This is a genomic window from Pseudomonas iranensis (assembly GCF_014268585.2).
Taxonomy (GTDB): Bacteria; Pseudomonadota; Gammaproteobacteria; order Pseudomonadales; family Pseudomonadaceae; genus Aquipseudomonas; species Aquipseudomonas iranensis.
Window position 1 is genome coordinate 343,643 of sequence record NZ_CP077092.1, and the last position, 17,331, is coordinate 360,973.

Annotated in this window: 9 protein-coding genes, 2 tRNA genes, 3 rRNA genes and 1 pseudogene; 7 read left to right on the forward strand and 8 right to left on the reverse strand. The window is 58.1% G+C overall.

The window, feature by feature from the left end:
* Window positions 1-69: 69 nt before the first annotated feature.
* From HU724_RS01590 to rrf (HU724_RS01610), 5 genes are all read left to right on the forward strand, one after another.
* A tRNA-Ile gene (locus tag HU724_RS01590) sits at window positions 70-146 on the forward strand.
* A 30-nt stretch (window positions 147-176) separates the two neighbouring features.
* Window positions 177-252: transfer RNA gene (locus HU724_RS01595), tRNA-Ala, on the forward strand.
* A 247-nt stretch (window positions 253-499) separates the two neighbouring features.
* A 23S ribosomal RNA gene (locus HU724_RS01600) occupies window positions 500-3,393 on the forward strand.
* A gap of 147 nt (window positions 3,394-3,540) precedes the next feature.
* Window positions 3,541-3,656: ribosomal RNA gene (gene rrf / locus HU724_RS01605) — 5S ribosomal RNA — on the forward strand.
* Between the two features lie 105 nt (window positions 3,657-3,761).
* Window positions 3,762-3,877, forward strand: a 5S ribosomal RNA gene (gene rrf / locus HU724_RS01610).
* Between the two features lie 66 nt (window positions 3,878-3,943).
* Here rrf (HU724_RS01610) and HU724_RS01615 read toward each other — a convergent pair.
* The 4 genes from HU724_RS01615 to HU724_RS01630 all read right to left on the reverse strand — a co-directional run bounded on the left by HU724_RS01615 (window position 3,944) and on the right by HU724_RS01630 (window position 9,288).
* Entirely contained in the window at window positions 3,944-5,122 is a 1,179-nt protein-coding gene (locus HU724_RS01615) for a PepSY-associated TM helix domain-containing protein (RefSeq protein ID WP_186569842.1), read from the reverse strand.
* 75 nt (window positions 5,123-5,197) lie between these two features.
* On the reverse strand, window positions 5,198-7,699 hold the full coding sequence (locus HU724_RS01620) for a TonB-dependent siderophore receptor (RefSeq protein WP_186569843.1): 2,502 nt from the start codon (window positions 7,697-7,699) through the stop codon (window positions 5,198-5,200).
* An 87-nt stretch (window positions 7,700-7,786) separates the two neighbouring features.
* A complete protein-coding gene (locus tag HU724_RS01625; protein WP_186569844.1) occupies window positions 7,787-8,788 on the reverse strand; it encodes a FecR domain-containing protein in 1,002 nt (333 codons plus the stop codon).
* Complete coding sequence (locus tag HU724_RS01630; protein ID WP_186569845.1) at window positions 8,788-9,288, reverse strand: sigma-70 family RNA polymerase sigma factor; 501 nt, start codon at window positions 9,286-9,288, stop codon at window positions 8,788-8,790. The genes HU724_RS01625 and HU724_RS01630 overlap by 1 nt, the downstream gene beginning before the upstream one ends.
* Window positions 9,289-9,600: 312 nt before the next feature.
* On the opposite strand from HU724_RS01630, the pseudogene HU724_RS27865 reads away from it, so the two are divergent.
* A pseudogene (locus tag HU724_RS27865) lies at window positions 9,601-10,626 on the forward strand (HAMP domain-containing protein); the annotation flags it as partial.
* A gap of 69 nt (window positions 10,627-10,695) precedes the next feature.
* Complete coding sequence (locus HU724_RS27870) at window positions 10,696-11,481, forward strand: methyl-accepting chemotaxis protein (protein ID WP_370593577.1); 786 nt, start codon at window positions 10,696-10,698, stop codon at window positions 11,479-11,481.
* A 126-nt stretch (window positions 11,482-11,607) separates the two neighbouring features.
* Here HU724_RS27870 and HU724_RS01640 read toward each other — a convergent pair whose 3' ends face one another.
* The 4 genes from HU724_RS01640 to HU724_RS01655 are packed head-to-tail and all read right to left on the reverse strand — an operon-like array spanning window position 11,608 to window position 17,203.
* Entirely contained in the window at window positions 11,608-12,075 is a 468-nt protein-coding gene (locus tag HU724_RS01640; RefSeq protein WP_186569846.1) for an SRPBCC family protein, read from the reverse strand.
* Between the two features lie 22 nt (window positions 12,076-12,097).
* Complete coding sequence (locus tag HU724_RS01645; protein WP_186569847.1) at window positions 12,098-15,490, reverse strand: non-ribosomal peptide synthetase; 3,393 nt, start codon at window positions 15,488-15,490, stop codon at window positions 12,098-12,100.
* A gap of 10 nt (window positions 15,491-15,500) precedes the next feature.
* Window positions 15,501-16,430, reverse strand: a complete 930-nt coding sequence (locus HU724_RS01650; protein WP_186569848.1) for a diiron oxygenase — start codon at window positions 16,428-16,430, stop codon at window positions 15,501-15,503.
* The gene (locus HU724_RS01655; RefSeq protein WP_186569849.1) at window positions 16,427-17,203 is read right to left on the reverse strand and encodes a DUF3050 domain-containing protein; all 777 of its coding nucleotides are present in this window, start codon (window positions 17,201-17,203) and stop codon (window positions 16,427-16,429) included. The genes HU724_RS01650 and HU724_RS01655 overlap by 4 nt, the downstream gene beginning before the upstream one ends.
* Window positions 17,204-17,331: the final 128 nt, after the last annotated feature.

Consider the following 17,331-nt stretch of genomic DNA (forward strand, 5'->3'; position numbering starts at 1 on the left):
AGCTGCTGCATGAGCTCCCACACGAATTGCTTGATTCATTGAAGAAGACGATAGAAGCAGCCCGAAATTGGGTCTGTAGCTCAGTTGGTTAGAGCGCACCCCTGATAAGGGTGAGGTCGGCAGTTCGAATCTGCCCAGACCCACCAATTTTGTGTGGGAAACGCCTGTAGAAATACGGGGCCATAGCTCAGCTGGGAGAGCGCCTGCCTTGCACGCAGGAGGTCAGCGGTTCGATCCCGCTTGGCTCCACCACTACTGCTTCTGAAGTTTGAAAGCTTAGAAATGAGCATTCCACCGGTATGGTGATGAATGTTGATTTCTAGTCTTTGACTAGATCGTTCTTTAAAAATTTGGGTATGTGATAGAAAGATAGACTGAACGTTACTTTCACTGGTAACGGATCAGGCTAAGGTAAAATTTGTGAGTTCTCTTAGTTGAGAAATTCGAATTTTCGGCGAATGTCGTCTTCACAGTATAACCAGATTGCTTGGGGTTATATGGTCAAGTGAAGAAGCGCATACGGTGGATGCCTTGGCAGTCAGAGGCGATGAAAGACGTGGTAGCCTGCGAAAAGCTTCGGGGAGTCGGCAAACAGACTTTGATCCGGAGATGTCTGAATGGGGGAACCCAGCCATCATAAGATGGTTATCTTGTACTGAATACATAGGTGCAAGAGGCGAACCAGGGGAACTGAAACATCTAAGTACCCTGAGGAAAAGAAATCAACCGAGATTCCCTTAGTAGTGGCGAGCGAACGGGGACTAGCCCTTAAGTTGATTTGAGATTAGCGGAACGCTCTGGAAAGTGCGGCCATAGTGGGTGATAGCCCTGTACGCGAAAATCTCTTATCAATGAAATCGAGTAGGACGGAGCACGAGAAACTTTGTCTGAATATGGGGGGACCATCCTCCAAGGCTAAATACTACTGACTGACCGATAGTGAACTAGTACCGTGAGGGAAAGGCGAAAAGAACCCCGGAGAGGGGAGTGAAATAGATCCTGAAACCGTATGCGTACAAGCAGTGGGAGCAGACTTTGTTCTGTGACTGCGTACCTTTTGTATAATGGGTCAGCGACTTATTTTCAGTGGCGAGCTTAACCGAATAGGGGAGGCGTAGCGAAAGCGAGTCTTAATAGGGCGTCTAGTCGCTGGGAATAGACCCGAAACCGGGCGATCTATCCATGGGCAGGTTGAAGGTTAGGTAACACTGACTGGAGGACCGAACCGACTACCGTTGAAAAGTTAGCGGATGACCTGTGGATCGGAGTGAAAGGCTAATCAAGCTCGGAGATAGCTGGTTCTCCTCGAAAGCTATTTAGGTAGCGCCTCATGTATCACTGTAGGGGGTAGAGCACTGTTTCGGCTAGGGGGTCATCCCGACTTACCAAACCGATGCAAACTCCGAATACCTACAAGTGCCGAGCATGGGAGACACACGGCGGGTGCTAACGTCCGTCGTGAAAAGGGAAACAACCCAGACCGTCAGCTAAGGTCCCAAAGTTATGGTTAAGTGGGAAACGATGTGGGAAGGCTTAGACAGCTAGGAGGTTGGCTTAGAAGCAGCCACCCTTTAAAGAAAGCGTAATAGCTCACTAGTCGAGTCGGCCTGCGCGGAAGATGTAACGGGGCTCAAACCATACACCGAAGCTACGGGTATCACCTTCGGGTGATGCGGTAGAGGAGCGTTCTGTAAGCCTGTGAAGGTGAGTTGAGAAGCTTGCTGGAGGTATCAGAAGTGCGAATGCTGACATGAGTAACGACAATGGGTGTGAAAAACACCCACGCCGAAAGACCAAGGTTTCCTGCGCAACGTTAATCGACGCAGGGTTAGTCGGTCCCTAAGGCGAGGCTGAAAAGCGTAGTCGATGGAAAACAGGTTAATATTCCTGTACTTCTGGTTATTGCGATGGAGGGACGGAGAAGGCTAGGCCAGCTTGGCGTTGGTTGTCCAAGTTTAAGGTGGTAGGCTGAGATCTTAGGTAAATCCGGGATCTTAAGGCCGAGAGCTGATGACGAGTTACCCTTTGGGTGACGAAGTGGTTGATGCCATGCTTCCAAGAAAAGCTTCTAAGCTTCAGGTAACCAGGAACCGTACCCCAAACCGACACAGGTGGTTGGGTAGAGAATACCAAGGCGCTTGAGAGAACTCGGGTGAAGGAACTAGGCAAAATGGCACCGTAACTTCGGGAGAAGGTGCGCCGGTGAGGGTGAAGGACTTGCTCCGTAAGCTCATGCCGGTCGAAGATACCAGGCCGCTGCGACTGTTTATTAAAAACACAGCACTCTGCAAACACGAAAGTGGACGTATAGGGTGTGACGCCTGCCCGGTGCCGGAAGGTTAATTGATGGGGTTAGCTAACGCGAAGCTCTTGATCGAAGCCCCGGTAAACGGCGGCCGTAACTATAACGGTCCTAAGGTAGCGAAATTCCTTGTCGGGTAAGTTCCGACCTGCACGAATGGCGTAACGATGGCGGCGCTGTCTCCACCCGAGACTCAGTGAAATTGAAATCGCTGTGAAGATGCAGTGTATCCGCGGCTAGACGGAAAGACCCCGTGAACCTTTACTATAGCTTTGCACTGGACTTTGAATTTGCTTGTGTAGGATAGGTGGGAGGCTTTGAAGCGTGGACGCCAGTTCGCGTGGAGCCATCCTTGAAATACCACCCTGGCAACTTTGAGGTTCTAACTCAGGTCCGTTATCCGGATCGAGGACAGTGTATGGTGGGTAGTTTGACTGGGGCGGTCTCCTCCTAAAGAGTAACGGAGGAGTACGAAGGTGCGCTCAGACCGGTCGGAAATCGGTCGTAGAGTATAAAGGCAAAAGCGCGCTTGACTGCGAGACAGACACGTCGAGCAGGTACGAAAGTAGGTCTTAGTGATCCGGTGGTTCTGTATGGAAGGGCCATCGCTCAACGGATAAAAGGTACTCCGGGGATAACAGGCTGATACCGCCCAAGAGTTCATATCGACGGCGGTGTTTGGCACCTCGATGTCGGCTCATCACATCCTGGGGCTGAAGCCGGTCCCAAGGGTATGGCTGTTCGCCATTTAAAGTGGTACGCGAGCTGGGTTTAGAACGTCGTGAGACAGTTCGGTCCCTATCTGCCGTGGACGTTTGAGATTTGAGAGGGGCTGCTCCTAGTACGAGAGGACCGGAGTGGACGAACCTCTGGTGTTCCGGTTGTCACGCCAGTGGCATTGCCGGGTAGCTATGTTCGGGAAAGATAACCGCTGAAAGCATCTAAGCGGGAAACTTGCCTCAAGATGAGATCTCACTGGAACCTTGAGTTCCCTGAAGGGCCGTCGAAGACTACGACGTTGATAGGTTGGGTGTGTAAGCGCTGTGAGGCGTTGAGCTAACCAATACTAATTGCCCGTGAGGCTTGACCATATAACACCCAAGCAATTTGCGTCGAAAGGCCAGATTGCGGTGTGTGAAGACGAAACGAACCGAAAGTTCGAAACGCACAAACACCAGCTGTCACATACCCAATTTGCTGAAGCGAGACCATCTGGTCACGAGTCAGTACCCGAATTTCTTGACGACCATAGAGCGTTGGAACCACCTGATCCCATCCCGAACTCAGCAGTGAAACGATGCATCGCCGATGGTAGTGTGGGGTTTCCCCATGTGAGAGTAGGTCATCGTCAAGATTAAATTCCGAAACCCCAATTGCGAAAGCAGTTGGGGTTTTGTTTTAGTAGAAGTTCCTGTTTTTGCTGGCTTGTTACCGTGTTGACGGGTCAGATAAAGAATTTCTTGACGACCATAGAACATTGGAACCACCTGATCCCATCCCGAACTCAGCAGTGAAACGATGTATCGCCGATGGTAGTGTGGGGTTTCCCCATGTGAGAGTAGGTCATCGTCAAGATTGAATTCCGAAACCCCTGTCTGCTAACGCAGACAGGGGTTTTGTCATTTAAGCGTGTACGAAAGATCAGGCTGTTCTTCGGATCCTAGTTTTGCGTCTTGCCTGCCACTTGCACCACCAGATATAAAGTCCCGTCCCTGATAACACCGCAATCAACACACCCAGCACCGCGATCATTACCTGCCCTGTCACCCCGATGATCCTTCCTCCATGTATGGGCAACTGAAGTCGATAGAACTGCTCTCCGAGCGTGCCCTGTCCCGCGATCTCCTGTCCCAATAATCGACCATCGGTACCGTGAAAGAACAACCAGGATTTACCGTGTGCGTCCGTATCGTGCTGTCCAAATCCTGCGCCGTAGAAGTTGTACTCAAAGCTGTAATACAACTCGCCGATTGCCGCCGTCAGTCCTAATCGTTTCCCTTCCTGCAATGCCCTTTGGTACGCCTGTTGATAACTCAACTGTGTCGTACCCAGTTGATTGGCGGGCATTCGTCCTCTGGATTCATATACGCTCGGCTCGATGGGCGAAAACAAAGAAACCGCAGGCTTGAATACCTGGCTCGGCAAGTTCATCGCCACGCTACTAACGGCGATCGGTAAGAGCAGTAGCCACAACCACAATCCGCCAGCGCGATGCAGATCGAAGTTCAAGCGGTAGGCATGCCCGCCTTTGACCTTCCATGCAGTAGCCCACTTCTTCCAGAATGGCTTGCCGCGCGGCAAGGTCAGCCACAATGCGACAAAACAGTCGATCACCCACGCGATGGCCACCAAGCCCATCAACAGCAGTCCCCAGTTACCGGGCAACGTCAGGTTGTAGTGAAACTCCAGAATGAAAGGAATGAAGTTCTCCCGCTGAAAACAGCATTCACCCCAGTAGCGCGCGCCTTTTTGCTCCGCGCTGACCGGGTCCAGATAGAACACCTGATTGAGCTCATCGAACGGCTGGCCCGTTGCTGGATCTTTACGAGGAACGGCCGCCAGTAGCGCCGTATGCCCCGCCTCCTGCGGATACTCCATGTACCAGACTTGCAGTTTCGGATGTGCAGTCTGCACTGCATCTACCAACGCGCCCGGCGACAAGCGCTCACCCACTGATGTCGCCTCGTAGAACTGCGGATTCAGCCACTCATCCAGTTCGTGATTAAACGCCAGCACACTGCCGGTAAGCCCGGCCAACAATAAAAACACCGCACTGGCCAAGCCAATGTACCGATGCAACAACACCAGAAACGCACGCATACAAAACACCCCGAAGATACGACAAAGCCAGCCCCTGATAGCAGGGGCTGGCTTTTTTATGCACAGGACATAGCTTTAAAACTGATAGCTGACGGTCGCCGCTACGTTGCGTTCTTCGCCCATGTAGCAGAAGTTCAGACTGGCGCAGGACGCGACATAGGATTCATTGGTCAGGTTGTTCGCGTTGAGCCGAACATCAACACCCTTCAAACCAATCTTGCCCAGGTCATAACCAATCGAGGCATCGAACAGCGTGTAAGACGGCACCTTCATCGTGTTCTCCGCATCGGCCCAGCTGTAGCCGACATAGCGCACCCCACCACCCAGGCGCAGCCCATCAAGTGCGGCGCTGTCGAACTTGTAGTCAGCCCACAGCGAGGCCATGTGTCGCGGCGCCTGAGTCGGTGAGTTGCCCTTGTTCTCGATTACATCGGTCGGCGTGCTCAAGGTGCTGATCATCGATTTGGAATATTCGATATCAGTGAAGGTGTAACTGCCGAGCACTTTCAAGTTATCGGTCAGTTGCATGTGCGCTTCCAGCTCCAGACCTTGCGAGCGTACGGCACCGACCGCGCGATAGAAGTTTTCCTGCGGCAGTTTGGTTGCGAGGTTTTCCTGGTCGATGCGGAACAGCGAGGCGGTAAACAGGTTATCGGTGCCCGGCGGCTGATACTTCAAACCGACTTCCCACTGTGTGCCATCGGTAGGGGCGAGTGGATTACCGGCGCTGTCGGCATAGGAGTTCGGGTTAAACGACTCGGAGTAGCTGATGTATGGCGCCAGACCGTTATCAAACAGATATAAAGCGCCGGCACGCCCAGTGAGTTTCGTGCGCCGATCATTGATCTCTGTACCCACCGGCCGCCCCGCTTCGGCGATGCGGTTTTCATCGGATGTCTCGACCCAGTCCTGACGCAGGCCCAGCGAGAAGCGCCACTTGTCCATCTCGATCAGGTCTTGCAGATACACACCGGTCTGCTCCAGACGACGCAGATAGCTGGTGTCGCCGTACATCTCGATCGCCGAGTTACCGTACACCGGATTGAACGCATTGATCGGCGCGAGGCCACCGCTGGTCCAGTCGACCACGGTTTTGCGCCGTTGATAGTCCGCGCCCATCAGGACTGTGTGCTTGGTCGCGCCGGTGAAGAATTCGGCCTGCAGCATGTTGTCGACGATGAACGCATGCAGGCGCTCATCACCGCCGGTGTAATAGCGGTTCAGTTCATTGCTGGTCGGGGTGGTCCAGCCATAGGCGTAGACCTGATCCATGTTCACTTTGGAATCGAGATAGCGGAAGTTCTGCCGTGCCGTGAAGACATCGTTGAAGCGATGTTCGAACTGGTAGCCGAACGATTGCTGGTCACGGGAGTAACCATCGATACCCGGCTCGCCCTCGAAGAAGCGCGGCGAGATGCGTTCGCCATTGCGCTGATGGATCGTGCCGTCCGCCGGAACGCCGCCGTGGTAGCCGCCGTCCGGATCGTGTTGCAGATAGGCCTGCAGGGTCAGCGAGGTGTCTTCGCTGAAATCGATGCTCAACGTCGGCGCGAGGGCGAAGCGTTTTTCCTTGTTGTGATCGAATTGCGTGTCGGACTGATCGCTCAATCCGGTCAGACGATAGGCAATGCGCTTGTCGTCATCGACCGGACCGCTGAAGTCAAACCCAACCCCACGCTGGCCTTGCGTCCCCACTGTGGCCTGAACCTGATGATAAGCCTCGTACAACGGCTTTTTGCTGGTCAGCGCGACCAGACCGCCGGGCGAGCTACGGCCGTACAGCACGGACGACGGGCCTTTGAGAATGTCCACACGCTCAAGGAAATACGGATCGACCTGCATGGTGCTGTAGGTGCCGCTGTCGCCCATCGACTTGAGGCCGTCGAGGTAGATGTTGTCCACCGAGCCGTCGTTGAAACCGCGCATCGCCACGTAGTCGTAACGATGGGTGGCGCCATACGGGTTGGTCAGCACACCCGGGGTGTAGCGCATCGCTTGCGAGACGGTTTGCGAGCCTTGGTCATCCATTTGCTCACGCGTCACCACGGATACGCTTTGCGAGGTCTCCAGCAGCGCGGTACTGGTCTTGGTGGCGATCTGGCTGTGCGTGGCGTTGTAGCCGGCCATGCTGCCCAGCGCGTTGCCGAGGGCGAAGCCTTTGATGTCGGTGGTCGGCAAGGCCAGTGCTTCGCTTTCAGCCAGCGGGCGCAGAATGTAGCTGCTGCCGTCCTGGCTGACGGCTTCCAGTCCGGAGCCGCCGAGCAAATGGCTCAAGGCCTGGTCGGTCGAATATTCACCCTGCACGCCGGGAGATTGCTGACCTTGAGTCTGTTGCGGAGTCATCGCCAAGGTGATGCCGGCCTGCCGGGCAAACTGATTCAACGCTTCACCCAATGGCCCGGGAGCAATGTTGTAGCGGTGGCTGATCTCGGTGCCGGTGTTGGCGGCCAGACTCAGGCTCGGTAAAACGCTGACGCCCAGCGCGGTGGTCAGCAGTGCCGCGCGAACCGCATGGCGCAGTAGTGTCGATTCTGCAGTGAAATTCAGAGGGTTCTTACAAATGGCGCGGACAGTCATTGTGGATTTCCGTAGGCAGTCGCGTGGGCTGAGTTGAAGTGCTTACTGACTAAGCCGGACTGCCTGCGAAAACCCGCCAAAAATAAATCACACCGCACGTTCCAGGGTCACCCACCAGCGGGTGCGATAACGCAATTGCACCGGCAGCGTCTGCGGCAGGACCGCCAGCAGCCTGTCGGTGTCCTCCAGACGGAACACCCCAGAAAGGCGCAGGTCTGCGATATCCGCCGAACAATGGAGATAACCCGGGCGATAACGGCCGACTTCAGCGAGGAAGTCGCCCAGCCGCATATTGCGCGTGACAATCAAACCGTCGAGCCAGGCGCCCGCATCCATATCCAGTGTCGGTGCAGCGCGCAAACCGCTTTGGTCGACCAGAAAACTTTGCCCGGCGAGCGCTTCGAGGGAATGACCGCCAGCGCGAACCAACACCCGGCCACGGGTAACGCTGAGCCGCGTGCACCGTTCTTCCTGACGCAAAATGAAACGCGCATCGACCGGCGCATAACTGCCGTGGCGATTCTGTATGCGCAGCGGTCGATCGGTCGCCGCGCCCTCGTCAGAGCCGCCGCAGGTAACGATGATTTCGCCACGGCTCAGTTTGATCAGACGTTGCTGCGCGGTGTAGTCCAGATCCACGGCGCTGGCGGTGTTGAGTTCGATCCGCGTACCGTCGGGCAACTGGAAACCGCGCCGTTCGCCGGTCGCCGTCGCGTAGTCGGCACTCCATTGCTGCCAGGCGGCGCTGTCCTTGGCCAGCCACGCGGCGGAGCCCATCAACAGCGCGCCCGACAATAACTTCAAGGCCTGGCGTCGGCCCAGCCCCTGCGTACTGTTTTCCAAGGTGTTGAAAGCGACCTGCGCACCCGGCACGGCGCGCAGACTGGAGTTCAATTCGGCTTGCAGCGACTGCACCCGCTGCCAGGCGATTTCATGTTCGTGATGCTCGGCGCGCCACTGCTCGCATTGGCGAGTCAGCCGCGAATTGCCGTGGTTGTTGCGTAGCCGCAGCAGCCAGTGAATCGCTTGCTTGACCACCTGTTGCCGCGGTTCGACGCGGCGAGCGAGTGAGAGGTTATCCACAGGCATCAGCTTTCATACCGCAACACATAGCAGTGATATAGCGCGTCGGCGACGTAGCGTTCCACTGAACGTACCGCCACGCCCAACTGCTCGGCGATCTGTTTGTGAGTCAAACCTTCGCACTGCGCCAGGAGAAACGCCTGACGCACTTTCGGCTTAAGTCCTTCGAGCATGCGCGCAATGCTTTCCAGCAGTTCCAAGACCAACGCGCGCGATTCGGCGTCAGGTACTTCGCCTTCAGGCAAGTGAGCAATGGTCTCCAGATAGGCCCGCTCGATTTCCTCGCGGCGCCAATGATCGATTACCAGACCGCGCGCGATGGTTCGCAGGAAAGCTCGGGGCGCTTTCAGTTCGAGGCGTTCGGTACGTTGCAGCAGGCGCAGGAAAGTGTCCTGAGCCAGATCCGCTGCATCCGCTGCGTTGCCCAGCCGCGCGCGCAGCCAAGCGTTGAGCCAGCCGTGATGACTACCGTAAAGCGCCTGTACGACCAACTCAGGTGAAGACATGACCACGCCAGCCCGAACGTCACAAATGATAATTAGTCGCATTGTCATCAAGGGTTGCAGATTTTGCAACTATCGCCCCCATGTCGATGCGAAAAATTCCCTCGCAGCCGCTCTGGCACGCCGTTCGGCGGGAATCCTGCACAAACCCCGTCCATTTCTCACGCGCCCCTAAGATTTCTCCGTCGCTGGCCGACAGACTGGTGAGAAATGCGTGCACCAAAGTAGAGCGGCCAGAAGAACGCTGCCTGCGCCGTACATGGAATGTTGCATCCGGAAACGCATCCCCCCTTTTGGCATAAGAAGTCCCATGAAATGAATCTCAAGTTCAGCCATAAAATCCTCCTGGCCGCTTCGGGCGTCGTGGTCCTGGCGTTCGCGTTGTTCACGCTCTACAACGATTATCTGCAGCGAAACACCATTCGCCAGAACCTGCAGTCCTCCGTGCAACAGGCCGGTGACCTCACCGCCAGCAGCGTGCAGAACTGGATGAGCGGGCGCATTCTGGTGCTGGAAAACCTCGCGCAGAACGTTGCCCATCAAGGCAGGAATGCCGACCTCCCCGGTCTTGTCGATCAACCGGCCTTCACGTCGAACTTCCAGTTCACTTATGTCGGGCAGGCCAACGGTGTCTTCACCCAGCGCCCCGATGCGAAGATGCCGGACGGTTACGATCCGCGTCAGCGCCCTTGGTACAAGCAGGCAGTGGCCGCCGATAAAACCATGCTGACCCCGCCGTACATGGCGGCCGTCGGTGGCCTGGTGGTGACCATCGCCATGCCGGTGAAAAAGGACGGTGAATTGCTCGGTGTGGTCGGCGGTGACCTGAGCCTGGAAACCCTGGTGAAGATCATCAACTCGGTGGACTTCGGTGGCCTCGGCCATGCGTTTCTGGTCAGTGCCGACGGTCAGGTGATCGTCAGCCCGGACAAAGATCAGGTAATGAAAAACCTCAAGGACATCTACCCGAACACCAGCGTGCGCATCGAGAAGGGCAACCAGAACGTCGTGCTCAACGGTCAGGAGCGCATTCTCTCGTTCACCCCGGTCAGCGATCTGCCGAATGCGCAGTGGTACATCGGTCTGTCGATCGATCGCGACAAGGCCTACGCCGCCCTCAGCCAATTCCGCACCTCGGCATTGATCGCCATGTTTGTCGCAGTCGCGGCGATTGCGTTGCTGTTGAGCCTGTTGATCAACGTGTTGATGCGTCCGCTGACCACCATGGGCCGCGCGATGAAGGACATTGCCCAGGGCGAGGGCGACCTGACCCGGCGTCTGGTGGTTGAAAGCAAAGACGAGTTCGGTGAACTGGGCAGCGCGTTTAACCAGTTCGTTGAACGGATTCACGCATCGATTTCCGAAGTGTCGTCGGCGACCCGTCACGTACATGACCTGTCGCAACGGGTGATGGCTTCGTCCAACGCTTCGATCGTCGGTTCCGACGAGCAAAGTGCGCGCACCAACAGCGTCGCGGCGGCGATCAATCAGCTGGGCGCCGCCACTCAGGAGATCGCGCGCAACGCGGCGGATGCTTCGCAGCACGCCAGCGGTGCTTCCGAGCAGGCCGACGACGGTCGTCAGGTGGTCGAGCAAACCATTCAGGCGATGACCGAGCTGTCGCAGAAGATCAGCCTGTCGTGCACGCAGATCGAAACCTTGAACGCGAGCACCGACAACATTGGCCACATTCTCGATGTGATCAAAGGCATCTCGCAGCAGACCAACCTGCTGGCGCTCAACGCTGCCATCGAGGCCGCGCGTGCCGGTGAAGCCGGGCGCGGTTTTGCCGTGGTCGCCGATGAGGTGCGTAACCTCGCGCATCGCACTCAGGAATCGGCGGAAGAGATCCACAAGATGATCACCTCGCTGCAGGTCGGCTCGCGCGAAGCGGTGAGCACGATGAACGCCAGTCAGGCGTCCAGCGAGCAGAGCGTGGAAGTGGCGAATCAGGCCGGTCTGCGTCTGGTCAGCGTGACCCAGCGCATCGGCGAAATCGACGGTATGAACCAATCGGTTGCAGCGGCGACTGAAGAGCAGACGGCGGTGGTGGAAACGCTGAACGTCGACGTCAATCAGATCAACCTGTTGAACCAGCAGAGCGTGGCCAACCTCAACGAAACGTTGAAGGATTGTGATGCGTTGTCGCAGCAGGCGAACCGGTTGAAGCAGTTGGTCGACAGCTTCAAGATCTGATTCACAGATCGCAGACCGCGTTATCGTTCTTCGCGAGCAGGCTCGCTCCCACAGGGAAATGCATTCCAAATGTGGGAGCGAGCCTGCTCGCGAAAGCGGCGGTTCAATCACCGCCAAACCGATGCCTTAAACAAACAGCTTCAGCACATTGCCCATCGCATCATCGGCAAACCCCTGCACGAAATCCCTGAACCCCGGCAATGCTTCATCCCCACCCGCAGCCGGTTCGGCAATGATCGTCCAGGTCGCCCGCGACTTCCCTTCGCTCAGCGACTCCACCTGCATCGCTGCCCACAGATTCGCCACCCCCAACGTGTTGTAGATCGTCGTCCAGGTCATGCGCCGCGCCTGTTCATCGCGCGAGTTGAGTTGCTCGACCACGACGTTGCCGTCCTTGAAGATTTTCTTGCGCAGCGATGACACGCCCTCGCCGGTCATTTCGGTGTGCGACAGCGCCGGAATGAATCGATCGAAGCCAGCGAAATCGCCAACGATCGCCCAGACTTTTGCCGCGTCCGCCGGCACTTCCACCGACGACACAACGCGGCAGCCTTGCGGGTTTTTGATCAGGGTGTCGGGTTGCAGATTGCTCATGGTGTTGCTCCTTGTGGATGAGTCAGATGAAGTTGATTTCTTTCAGGTAGTCGCAGCCGCGACGCAGCAGCGCCGGGGATTTCTGTGGGTAGTGCGCGCCCATCTGCTGCACGCCGGCCTCGGCGTTGGCGTGGCCGATCAGCGAGATGTCGCCGATGTCTTCTTCGAAACCATTTAGGTAGAAGCCGAGCACGCCAAACAGCGCGTTGTCGGCGTCGACCCGACTCAATTGCTGCTGCCAGTCGGCGACGCTGACCAGCGCAAACTCGCTGCCGGTTTCGCGGAACGAAGCGACGTAGGCATCCCAGCTCAGCGGCTCGGGGTTGTGCAGATTGAACACCGCGCGATCCGCTGAATAACGGCTGGCATGAAAGGCGATGAAGCGGGCGAGAAAGTCCACCGGCATCAAGTCGAAATTTAACGCAAAGGCCGGCACCTGACCGAGCTGGATCGAGCCTTTGAGCATCAGCATCAAACGGTTTTTGTGCGGCTGGCAAACGCCGCTGAGGCTGTTGAAACTGATGTTGCCAGGGCGATAAAGATTGACCCGCACACCGCGCTCGCGCGCCCGTTCGAGGATGCGTTCGCCGGCCCACTTCGACAGGTTGTAGCCGTTGCGAATGTAGATCGGCGGCGTCGCGGCGGCGGGCAGTTCCAGCACTCGACCGGCATCATCCACGGTGCTGGATGCCGACAGGGTCGAGACAAAGTTGAAGACCTTCTTGCTCCGCCCTTCGCACAGCTTCAGCAGGGCGAAGATGGGCTCGACGTTGTCCGCCGCCAGCGACTCGTAATCGAGTACGTGGTTGACGTTGGCGGCGTTGTGCACCAGCGCACCGAACTCGCGATCCAGGCGCTGATAATCCTCATCGCCCAGGCCCAGTTGCGGGCGACTGATGTCCGCTGGATAGACCCGCACACGGCTCAGGTCGAGGTGCTCCAGACGGTTCTCGCGCAGTGCCTGAGCGAAGCGTTGCGCCGCCGTTTGCTCGGCGCCGTCGCGCACCAGACAGGCCACTTCGCTGGCGCCCCAACCGAGCAGCGCTTCGACGATGTGCACGCCTACAAAACTGTTGGCACCGGTGACGATGACCTTGTGCACATCGCCCATGCGGCTGATCGGCAGCGGTTCGATGTCCAGCGCGCGCTCGGCGTCGGCCATGGCCTGAGCGCTGAGCACGGCGCTGTCATCGGTGCCGCGCACCAGCGTCGCCAGTTTGCTGATAGTGGGCAGTTCGATGAAGCGATTGATCGAAATGCTTCGGCCGAATTCCTCCCGCAAGCGCAGCAACATTCGCGACAGCAGGATCGAATGACCGCCGAGATTGAAGAAGCTTTCGTCAGTGGAAATGTCGCTGGTCGGCAGTTCCAGCAGTTCGGCCCAGACCTCAAGAAGCAGCGCTTCGTCAGCATTGGCCGGCAGGCATTTCGCAGCGCTGTCCTGGACCGTCACCGGCAATGCCAACAGCGCCTTGCGATCGACTTTGCCGTTACTGGCGAACGGCATCTGCGCCAGTTCGGTCCACGCTCCCGGTTGCATGTAGTCCGGCAGAAACTGCCGGGCGTGAGCCTTCAATGCGTCGCGGGCAGTCTCGGTCTGTGGCTGGGCGAGGAACGCCAGAATGCGCCGCTGACTGTCGATGACCACGGCGATCTGCCGATACAAGCGGCTCTCGCGCAGGCAGCGCTCGATCTCTTCCGGCTCGACGCGGAAGCCACGGATTTTCACCTGATTGTCGCGCCGCCCGCACAGCTCGATACCGTGCTCTCCCCACTTGGCCATGTCGCCGCTACGGTAGGCGCGCAGGGTTTCGCCGCCGGGCAGTGACAGGCTCAGATAACGCTCGGCGGTCTGCTGCGGATTGTTCAGGTAACCGAGGCAGATACCGGGGCCGACGATGAACAGTTCACCGACGGTTTGATCGGGCACCGGTTGCAGATCGTCGTCGAGAATCAGCACCCGACTGTTGGCGATCGGCCCTCCCAGCGTGCGGTTGCTGTCGCCCGGTTTGAGCTGGCGCGCGGTGATCAGCACGGTGGCTTCGGTCGGGCCATACAGGTTGTGCAGAGTGCCTTGGCGGGTCAGTTGCTCGATGACGTACGGCTCGCAGACATCACCGCCGGTCATCACCTGCACGCCCTCCAGTTGCTCCAGCGGCAGGATGCTCAACAGCGCTGGCGGCAAGAAGGCGTGGGTCAGTTGCCGACGGCGAATCAGCGCAACCAGTTGCAAGGGATCACGGCGCTGGGTGTCGTCGGGCACGATCAGTTCCGCCCCAGCGAGCAGGCTGGGGAAGATATCGATCAGCGAAGAATCGAAGCTCAGCGAAGAGAACTGCAACACCCGGCTTCCGGCGTGCAACTGCACGTAGTCGGCGTACCACGCGGTGAAGTGGGCGAGATTGGCCTGGCTGAGCAGCACGCCTTTCGGATGCCCGGTGGTGCCCGAGGTATAGAGCGCCATGCACGGCGCATCAAGTTCCGGGCGGTGCTGCATCAGCGGCCGGTCGAGATCGGCGTTCGGCGCTTCGATGCCACTGACCTCCAGCCCCGCTATCGACTCGCTGAGCGCCTGCTGTCCATCGTGAAGCAACAGCACCGCGCCGGCGTTTTCCAGGATGTATTGCTGACGCGGCAATGGATGGCTCGGTTCCAGGGGCAAGTACACCGCGCCGCTGCCGAGAATCGCCAGAATCGAGGCGAACAGCGCCGGGCTTTTGCCTTGGCAGACGCCGACTACCCACGGCTGCGGATATTGCTCAAGCAAGGGCAGCAACCGCTGCTGGATCGCCCGGCTGTGGGCGTGCAATTGGCGGTAGCTGATGGACTGTCCGCCGAGGTGCAGCGCCGGTCGTTCGGCATGCTCGATCAGACTCTGTTGCAGGCGCTCGATCAGCGGGATTTGCGCCTGCTCCAGCAGCGTCGGGTTTGTCGTGTCATTGAGACGGTGGACGTACGCCAGTTTGTCGAGAAACAGCAGGTCTTCCAGCCGTTCGAAATCCGGCGCTTTGAGGACCGGGGCATGCCTCAAATAATCGGCATCGCGGGAAAAGCGGCTGACCAGCAACGCCACTTCGTCGACCACATGGGCGAGCGCTCGTTGGCGTAGCGACTGACCGTTGCCGGACGGCTCATCGCCGATCGGCACACGGCTGATCAGCGACGAGCCGAGAAAGCACAGCAAGTCGAGGGTCGGCAGGCCGCCATGCTCTTGCGCGGCGACACCCAGGCGCAAGTGCAGATGCGGGATGGCGCAGAAGTCGCCGGCAGCGATAAAACCATCGTCGATGATCAGATCCAACGCCGTTTGAGCCACGCCGCTGCGGGTCACAGCATGGCCATGCTGTTCGAGCTCCCGGGCCAGATCGGTCATGGCCTGGCCGGCGCCGGTGAGCAAAATGTCGAGACGTTTCATGTCGGCCTCCTCAAACCAGATAGTCGCGCAGGGCGTGCTGCACGCACGGTGTGTCGAGCAGCGAGCTGTTGTGGAAAAACCTGACGATGTTGCACACCAACGGGTGGTGGCGATTGATCGGAAAGGCGAATCCCGCGATCTCCTCACGCAATGACTGTCGGGTGGTTTCGCTGACCGGCAGCGCATCGATCAGGCGCAAATCGAAGGACTTCTGGATGTCGTTGGTCAGGTAATGGCCGATGAACACCGGCAGAATCTGCGCGATGGTTTCGCGGTCCGTGTCGCTGGCGGTGTGCCAATAGATGCGCACCATCCGCGCCCAGAAACTCGAGTGGCGACCTTCGTCGAGCAAGTGGTCGGCCATCAGGCCCTTGATCGACGGCTTGACCGAATCGTCGCGGGCGAACGCGGCGACATCACCGGTCACGGTGTTTTCGGCGATCGCCACGCAGATCAGTTCCACCGCGCTGCGCAGGTGGTCCGGCGCCAGCGCAACAGCGGCGGGAATTGCCCGGCTCAGCTCGATTTCGTCGGGCAACGGAATCGGTTCGATACCGGTCAGCGCTACCGTTTGCTGCATGAAATCCATGGCCACCAGCGCGTGGTAATCCTCATCGACCACCACGGTCATCGCGTCGTAGCGACAGGCGAACGGGAACGCCACGGCAAAGCGATTCTTGGCAATGCTGCGGGCGGTCTTGTCGACGATTTCCGTCTCGAAAATCACTACGTCGTTGATGAATTTGTACAACGTCTGCACCAGGGCGAAATCACGTTGCTGTGGGCATTCACGCAGGAAGGTTTCGCTGAGCACCAGCGGCTGGCGGCTGAGCGGGTAGATCAGGCGCTGATCGTCTTCCAGCAGCCGCCGTGGACGGGTGCGGATGGTCGCGCGGCTTTCCCAGGCCTCGGCGAAGGATTGATAGTCGGCAGCGTTCATTGGGCCACCTCGGCAACTTCCACGCCCATGCTCAGGCGCAGCCCGTCCCACAAGGCGATGCGGCTTTCCACGGCGGCGATGGCGCTGGCGTAAACCTCGGCTGCGCGCTGCGGATCGCCGTCCACCAGACGCTCCAGCAACTGCTCGGCGGCGGGGCCGTGATCTTCGGAATCGACTTCGATATGCCGTTGCAGGTAGTAACGGAAAGTCGGTGCCTGTTCGATGCCGATGCCCCAGTCATCGAGGATGCGCTGGAACATTGTCGGAATGACGCTCTCGCGACCATGCAGGAACGCGGCGGCAACGCTGTGTCCCGGCGCCTCCAGGGCAATGCGCAAGGTATCGCGGACAAACTGCGCGGCCGCCGGGTCGACGTCGACGCTCTGCAACGCGACGTCATAACTCACGCCTTCCTGCTGCAGGGCGACAAAGCGCTCTACCGCCGTGGTGCTCGCGCCGATCTCGCGCATCGCATCCAGGTACAACTCGAAGTGGCTGTAATGGCCGGCATCGAGGCGATCGTCCGATTCCTCGCCCAGCACGATCTCGTTGATCAACCGCGCCGCGTGGGGATCGCGCGGCGGCAACCAGGGTAAACGCGTGCAGGTCAGTTCCTGTTGCAGGCGCTTGGTCAGCGACATGAAGTCCCATACGGCAAATACATGGGTTTCCATGAAACGGCGTAATACCGATAACGAAGTAATCTCGGAAAAGATCGGATGAATACTCAGTTCGACTTTCTTCAGGGCGAGTTGCTGCTTAGTGGGCATCATGATGTCCTTTATCATTGATTGAAGTGCACGGTTCTTTTCAGTTGCTGTAAGCGGTCGAGCAAGTTGGATAGCAAGTTGGTCGGGCAAATATTGATTGCGCTGTGGCGCCGTTGCGGCGCCACGGGTGC